General features: G+C 66.6%; 5 protein-coding genes, 1 pseudogene and 1 riboswitch. Of the genes and pseudogenes, 3 read left to right on the top strand and 3 right to left on the bottom strand.

The window, feature by feature from the left end; all coding sequences use genetic code 11:
- Positions 1-766 (top strand): annotated as a pseudogene (locus EOA29_RS20855) (hypothetical protein); the annotation flags it as partial.
- Positions 767-819: 53 nt separating this feature from the next.
- Here the strand turns inward: EOA29_RS20855 and EOA29_RS20860 are convergent.
- From EOA29_RS20860 to EOA29_RS20870, 3 genes are read right to left on the bottom strand one after another with little or no spacing between them, the layout of a single operon-like run.
- Positions 820-1062: a type II toxin-antitoxin system CcdA family antitoxin gene (locus EOA29_RS20860; protein WP_126091460.1), complete on the bottom strand. Its 243-nt coding sequence runs from the start codon at positions 1060-1062 to the stop codon at positions 820-822.
- 57 nt (positions 1063-1119) lie between these two features.
- Complete coding sequence (locus EOA29_RS20865) at positions 1120-2940, bottom strand: ABC-F family ATP-binding cassette domain-containing protein (RefSeq protein ID WP_126091461.1); 1821 nt, start codon at positions 2938-2940, stop codon at positions 1120-1122.
- 1 nt (position 2941) lies between these two features.
- Positions 2942-3589, bottom strand: coding sequence for a thiamine diphosphokinase (locus EOA29_RS20870; RefSeq protein WP_126091462.1), 648 nt, complete (start codon positions 3587-3589; stop codon positions 2942-2944).
- A 144-nt stretch (positions 3590-3733) separates the two neighbouring features.
- Positions 3734-3849: riboswitch (TPP riboswitch) on the top strand.
- A gap of 42 nt (positions 3850-3891) precedes the next feature.
- Between EOA29_RS20870 and thiB the strand changes: the two genes are divergently transcribed.
- Both thiB and EOA29_RS20885 read left to right on the top strand, forming a co-directional pair.
- On the top strand, positions 3892-4902 hold the full coding sequence (gene thiB, locus EOA29_RS20875; RefSeq protein ID WP_126091463.1) for a thiamine ABC transporter substrate binding subunit: 1011 nt from the start codon (positions 3892-3894) through the stop codon (positions 4900-4902).
- Positions 4903-5140: 238 nt separating this feature from the next.
- Positions 5141-6594 (top strand): ABC transporter permease subunit (locus tag EOA29_RS20885; protein WP_127221391.1); only part of this gene is annotated, 1454 nt, incomplete at its 3' end.

Here is a 6594-nt window from a genome sequence, read left to right on the forward strand (position 1 = left end):
GACGACCCCGCCCGCTGCCGGCACGCCGCCGGGCGCGGCCGCTCAAACGCCGGGCGCAACGCCGCCGGCGCCGGCCGATGCCGCGGCCAATCCGCCCGCGCCGGCTGCCGGCGCTACGCCTCCTGCCGCGGGGACGACACCGCCGGCGGCCGGCACCACGCCACCCGCGTCTGGGACCACGCCCGCGCCCGCGACGGCCGAAGCGACGGTGCCGGTCGGCCAGAAGGCGATCTTCTATGAGGAGCGCACCAGCACGCAGCAGGGCACGGCCGAGCCCGGCAGCATCGTCTGGTCGCTGGTGCAGGAATCGCCGGGCGGCGACCTGCCGCCGGAGCCGGCGATCCGCGCCGAGGCGACGATACCGGGCAAGGACATCCAGCTCAGGATGACCATCCGGCGCAATACCGACCAGACCCTGCCTGCGAGCCACATCATCGAGATGATCTTCCTGACGCCGGAAGGGTTTGACGGCGGCGGCGTCGACAACATCCTGCGCATCGCCATGAAGAGTTCGGAACAGGATGCCGGCAGCCCGCTGATCGGCATCCCGGCCAAGATCGCCGACGGCTTCTTCCTCGTCGCGCTCAACGACACCAAGGCCGACGAGGACGCGAACCTGACGCTGCTCAGGGGACAGGATTGGATCGACGTGCCGGTGGTCTACAAGACCGGACGCCGTGCGCTGCTCACCATGGAAAAGGGCATCCCCGGCGGGAAGGTTTTTGATGAGGCGCTGAAGGCCTGGGCGACGAAGACGTCGGGTTGAGGTGGGGGGCGATCCTCGGATTTTTCCGGAGGATCGCAAAACCTGCTACGGGATCAAAACAGGCGGTACTTGGCCAAGGGCAGGCCGTGGCGCCTGACGTAATCATTCCAGCTATCGATGGCTTCCCTATTCTCATCTTGCCATCGACGTGTCTTTTCAGCTGACACCGCCGCCGCGATAGCCGCTTCGGCGATGCTGGAAATGTCTATGCCCAATGCCTTGACGTCCTCGATCAGCCGAGAGTCAATAGAGAGTCTGACTGATTTTCGCTCAGATCTGGAACCGGGCCGAAGCATGTTGGAGCCTCCGATCGTGCGTATCGTAAAACGCCACGAAGCTCGCAAGCAAGCGCGTCACCCTTCCATCTCCTCCCGCAGCATCTCCAGCTCCAGCCACTCTTCCTCAAGTGCGGCGAGCGTCGTGCGCTCCTTGTCGAGGGCGGCAATGGTCTTCTGGAACGAGACCGGATCGCGCTCGTAGAAGGAGGGGTCGGCGATGTTGTTCTCCAGCCGCGAGATCGAGGCCGTCACCGCCTCGATCTTCTTCGGCAGGGATTCCAGCGCGAATTTCTGCTTGAACGAAAGCTTCTTCGCCGGGCCTTTCGCGGTCGCCTGCTCGCCTTTCGGCGCAGAGCTTGCGTCGGTGGTTTCGGCCTTCGGCCTTGCTCTGCGTTCCTCGAGCCTCGAGCCGCCGCGCTGCGCCAGCATGTCGGAGTAGCCGCCGGCGTACTCGATCCAGCGGCCGCTGCCGTCGGGCGCGATCACGCTGGTGACGGTGCGGTCGAGGAAATCGCGGTCGTGGCTGACAAGGATCACCGTTCCGGCAAAGCCGGCGACCAGTTCCTGCAGCAGTTCCAGCGTCTCCATGTCGAGATCGTTGGTCGGCTCGTCGAGCACCAGGAGGTTCGCCGGCCGCACCAGCACGCGGGCGAGCAGCAGGCGCGCCCGCTCGCCACCCGAAAGCTCGCGCACCGGCGTGCGCGCCTGCTCCGGCTTGAACAGAAAATCCTTCATGTAGGAGACGACATGGCGCTGCTCGCCATTGACCACAAGGTTCTCGCCGCGCCCGTCGGTCAGGTAGTGCGCCAGCGTCTCCTGCGGATCGACGGCCTCGCGCTTCTGGTCGAGCGTCGCGATCTCCAGATTGACGCCGAGCCGCACGGAGCCGGCATCCGGCGTCAGCTCGCCGGTCAGCATCTTGAGCAGCGTCGTCTTGCCGGCGCCGTTCGGCCCGACCAGGCCGACACGGTCACCGCGCTGGATGCGGGTCGAGAAACCCTTGACCACGGTGAGGTCGCCGAAGCTTTTGTCGATGGCCTTGGCCTCGATCACCAGCTTGCCGGATTCGGCGGCATCGCTCGCCACCATGGTCGCCGTGCCCTCGGCGCCGCGATGGCTGCGGAAACGCTGGCGCATGGCCTGCAGCTCGCCGAGCCGGCGCATGTTGCGCTTGCGCCTGGCGGTCACGCCATAGCGCAGCCAATGCTCCTCGCGCACGATCTGGCGGCCGAGCTTGTGCTGCTCGCGCTCTTCCTCCTCAAGCACCTGGTCGCGCCATTCCTCGAAATGCGCAAAGCCCCTGTCCAGCCGCCGCGTCTGGCCGCGGTCGAGCCAGACGGTGGCGCGCGAGACGCGTTCGAGAAAGCGGCGGTCGTGCGAGATCAGGATGACGGCCGAGGAGGTGCGGGCAAGCTCCTCTTCCAGCCATTCGATGACCGACAGGTCGAGATGGTTGGTCGGCTCGTCGAGCAGAAGGATGTCGGGTTCCGGCGCCATGACGCGGGCAAGGGCTGCGCGGCGCGCCTCGCCGCCGGAAAGGTCGTCCGGCCGTTCCTCGCCGGTCAGGCCGAGATGGTCCATGAGATAGGTGGCGCGATGCGGATCGTCGGCCGGGCCCAGCCCCGCCTCGACATAGGCGCGCACGCTGGCGAAGCCGTCCATGTCGGGCATTTGCGGCAAATAGCGAACCGTCGCCGAAGGCTGGCGGAAGACCTCGCCGTCCTGCGGCTCGATCAGCCCGGCAGCGATCTTGAGCAGCGTCGACTTGCCCGAGCCGTTGCGGCCGACCAGCGCGATCTTCTCGCTGGCGGAGGCGCTGAGCGCCGCGCCGTCGAGCAGCGGCGTGCCGCCGAAGGTCAGTTTTATGCCGTCGAGATTGAGAAGAGGCGGAGCCATGTCAGCTTTCGGGAAGAGGATAAGGGTGGGCCAGAAGCAGCGCCCGGCCGCGCTCGAGCGCGATCTCGAGCCGTCCCTTGACCTCGTTCGATATAGTGAGCGAGGAGCCGAACGCCACCTTGACGCGATCGAGCGGCCATTTTGCGCCGGTGACCGTCAGGCCGGTGAGATCGGAGAAGCCCTGCACCGAAAACAGCGTGCCGTCGGCATAGTCGAAGCCGGCTGGTTTCCCCGGCAGGATGGGGACACCTTCCTGTGCGCCGCTGGTCAGCAGAATATTGGTGCCGGCCTCGGCCAGCCGAAGCCCAAGCGCCAGATGCAGAAAGGCATGGTCCGCGCGCCTGCCGCCGAAGGCGCCGGCCAGCACCAGGCTGGTGGCGCCGCGCGCGAGCGCTTCGGCGATTGCGAGCTCGCCGTCAGTCATGTCCTTCTCGGCCGGGAAGATCTTGCGCGGCACGGCGGCCAGATCCTCCGGCAGGTCCGCGGGCACCGAATCGAAATCGCCGACCCAGAGCTCCGGCACGAGGCCAAGCATGCGGGCATGGCCGATGCCGCCGTCGGCGGCGATGACGCGCGAGCCTTCGATCTGGCGATCGAGCCGAGGCGTGCGGACGAGTTCGCCGCCAAGCAGGATGGTGAATGTGCCCATGGCCGTCGCCCTTACCAGCCCCGCCCGCGAAACGGAAGCCGGGCGCATCCAAACGGAACGGCGCTCGTTACGGAGTAAGCCGTGATGCATTGGATGCCCGGCAACTTCCGCTTGCGCGCCGCTTCGGCCGGGCCTATGTCTCGAAGCGCTCTAACGGGGTGCCGGACGCTGACTTTCGCGAACCGGCTGAGAGGCAACAAAGCCAACCCGCTGAACCTGATCCGGTTTGTACCGGCGGAGGGATTAGACGTCTCGGACCATCCGACGCCTCAATTCCTTTAACACGAACGAAGGAGGCGCCGATGCGCTCACTATGGTCCCAGCTTATTCTCGCAACCGGCTTGGTTTCGCTGCTGGCGGGTCTCGGGCCCGCCGAGGCGAAGGACAAGCTCGCTGTCTATACCTATGAAAGCTTCACCGCCGACTGGGGTCCTGGACCCGCGGTGAAGAAGGAATTCGAGGCCGAATGCGGCTGCGACCTCGAATTCGTCTCGGTCGCCGACGGCGTGGCATTGCTCAATCGCGTCAAGCTGGAAGGCGCCGGCACCAAGGCCGATGTCGTGCTCGGCCTCGACACCAACCTGACGGCGGACGCCAAGGCGAGCGGCCTGTTCGTGCCGCATGGCGAAGTGTCCGGCATCAACGTGCCCGGCGGCTGGAGCGACGATACCTTCGTGCCCTTCGACTACGGCTATTTCGCCGTCGTCTACGACACTGAGAAGCTGAAGAGCCCGCCGAAAAGCCTGAAGGAGCTAGTCGAGGGCAGCGCCTCCGACAAGATCGTCATCCAGGATCCGCGCACCTCGACGCCGGGCCTCGGCCTGCTTCTCTGGGTGAAGTCGGTCTATGGCGACAAGGCGCCGGAAGCCTGGGCGAAGCTGAAGCAGAAGGTGCTGACCGTGACGCCGGGCTGGAGCGAGGCCTACGGCCTGTTCACCAAGGGTGAGGCGCCGATGGTGCTCTCCTACACCACCTCGCCGGCCTATCACATGGTGGCGGAGAACACCGAACGCTACCAGGCGGCGTCCTTCGAGGAAGGAGAATACCTGCAAATCGAAGTCGCCGGCGTCACCAAGACGGGCGCGAAGAACCCGCTGGCGGAAAAGTTCATCGCTTTCATGACCGGGCCGAAATTCCAGGACGTCATCCCGGAGACCAACTGGATGTTCCCGGCCGGCAAGACCGACAAGCCGCTCAATCCGGCCTTCGACAAGCTGGTGAAGCCGACCAAGACCTTGCTGTTCAGTCCCGAGGAGGTCGCGGCCAACCGCAAAGCCTGGGTGGATGAGTGGCTGGCGGCGATGAGCAAGTAGAGTCCGGCTAGTTCTCGAAAGATGGTTGCTCTACGGCGCCCCCCTCTGTCCTGCCGGACATCTCCCCCTCAAGGGGGGAGATTGGCTGTCACCTCGACTTTCGCCAATCTCAAACGTTGCAGGACCGAGCGGGGCGTTCGAACTTCCAATCTCCCCCCTAGAGGGGGAGATGTCCGGCAGGACAGAGGGGGGCGCGAAGGAACGCGGCGTCGGCTAGCTCACGCCCAGATGGTGCCGCGTGCAGCCCGCGCGCTCTGACTCCCGCATCAGCGCTGGCGTCATCGCCCTCGCGGCAATCGCCTTGCTCATCGGCGGCGCCTTCGCCGGCCTCGCGCTGGAAGGCGCGCACGATCCATCCGGCGCTGTCGCTGCCTTCGACGGCTATCTCCTGCGCGTCGCCCGCTTCACGCTTTGGCAGGCGCTGCTGTCGACACTGCTGTCGGTCGCGCCGGCGCTGCTGGTGGCACGCGCCCTGTCCAGGCATCCGGGCTTTCCGGGGCGTCGCCTGATCCTGCAGCTCTTCACCGTGCCGCTGGCGCTGCCGGCCATCGTCGCCGCCCTTGGTGTGCTGGCGCTCTACGGCCATGCCGGCTATTTTGCCGGCGTTCTCGTCAGGTTCGGCAGCGGTGAATGGCCTGGCATTTACGGCCTGTCCGGCATTCTGATCGCGCATGTCTTCTTCAACCTGCCCTTGGCCACGCGCCTGTTCCTCGAGGCGTTGGGCACGGTGCCCGCCGACCAGTGGCGGCTGGCGAGCCAGCTCGGCATGGGCGCCTGTCCGGCATTGCGGTTGATCGAATGGCCGGCGTTGCGCACGGCCTTGCCGGGCGTCGCCGGGCTGGTGTTCATGCTCTGCATCACTTCCTTCACCATCGTGCTGACGCTCGGCGGCGGACCTGCCGCCACGACTTTGGAAGTCGCCATCTATCAGGCGCTGCGCTTCGATTTCGATCCGGCCCGGGCGGTGGTGCTGACGCTGCTGCAGATCGGCCTGACCTTCGTCATCGTCGCTCTGCTCACGCGGCTCGGCGCCAATACGGTCGGCGATGCCAATCTGCCGGTAGCGCCGCGCCGCTATCTTGCGACAGGCAAGGCTGAAACGGTGATGAACGCCGGCCTGATCGTACTTGCCTTGCTGTTCGTCGCCGGACCGATGGCGGCGACCGTGCTGGCTGGATTGGACGCAGACCTTGGCCGGCTGGCCGACGAGGAGGCCGTGCGCCGTGCGACGCTCACCAGCGCCACGCTCTCTTTCCTCTCGGCGCTGCTTTCGGTGACGCTGTCGCTCTCGCTCATCGCGGCCCGGCGCGCGCTGGCCTTGCGGCGCCGCGAGGGCAGCGCCATGTCGCTGCTCGAACATGCCACCGACACCGGCGCCGGTTTCGTGCTCGTCGTGCCGCCGATCGTGGTCGGCGCCGGCTGGTTCCTGGCCTTGCGCGGCTTCACGGACGTGTTCGCCGTCGCACCCGTCATGGTCGTCGCCGTCAATGCGGTGATGGCGATGCCTTTCGCCATCCGCGCCGTTCGCCCCGCTTACGACGCGGCGAGCGAGCGCCATGAGCGGCTTTGCCTGGCGCTCGGCATTTCCGGCTGGAGCCGGCTGAGCCTGGTCGATTGGCCGTCGCTCAGGCGGCCCTTGGCGACCGGCTTTGCCTTCGCCATGGCGCTTTCGCTTGGCGATCTCGGCGTGAT

The organism is Mesorhizobium sp. M1E.F.Ca.ET.063.01.1.1 (genome assembly GCF_003998155.1).
In the GTDB taxonomy this organism is placed as follows: Bacteria; Pseudomonadota; Alphaproteobacteria; order Rhizobiales; family Rhizobiaceae; genus Mesorhizobium.

Bases quoted from the DNA above. Each gene is read 5' to 3' on its own strand.
- thiB (WP_126091463.1), top strand. From the start codon at position 3,892: ATGCGCTCACTATGGTCCCAGCTTATTCTCGCAACCGGCTTGGTTTCG.
- EOA29_RS20860 (WP_126091460.1), bottom strand. From the start codon at position 1,062: ATGCTTCGGCCCGGTTCCAGATCTGAGCGAAAATCAGTCAGACTCTCT.
- EOA29_RS20870 (WP_126091462.1), bottom strand. From the start codon at position 3,589: ATGGGCACATTCACCATCCTGCTTGGCGGCGAACTCGTCCGCACGCCT.
- EOA29_RS20865 (WP_126091461.1), bottom strand. From the start codon at position 2,940: ATGGCTCCGCCTCTTCTCAATCTCGACGGCATAAAACTGACCTTCGGC.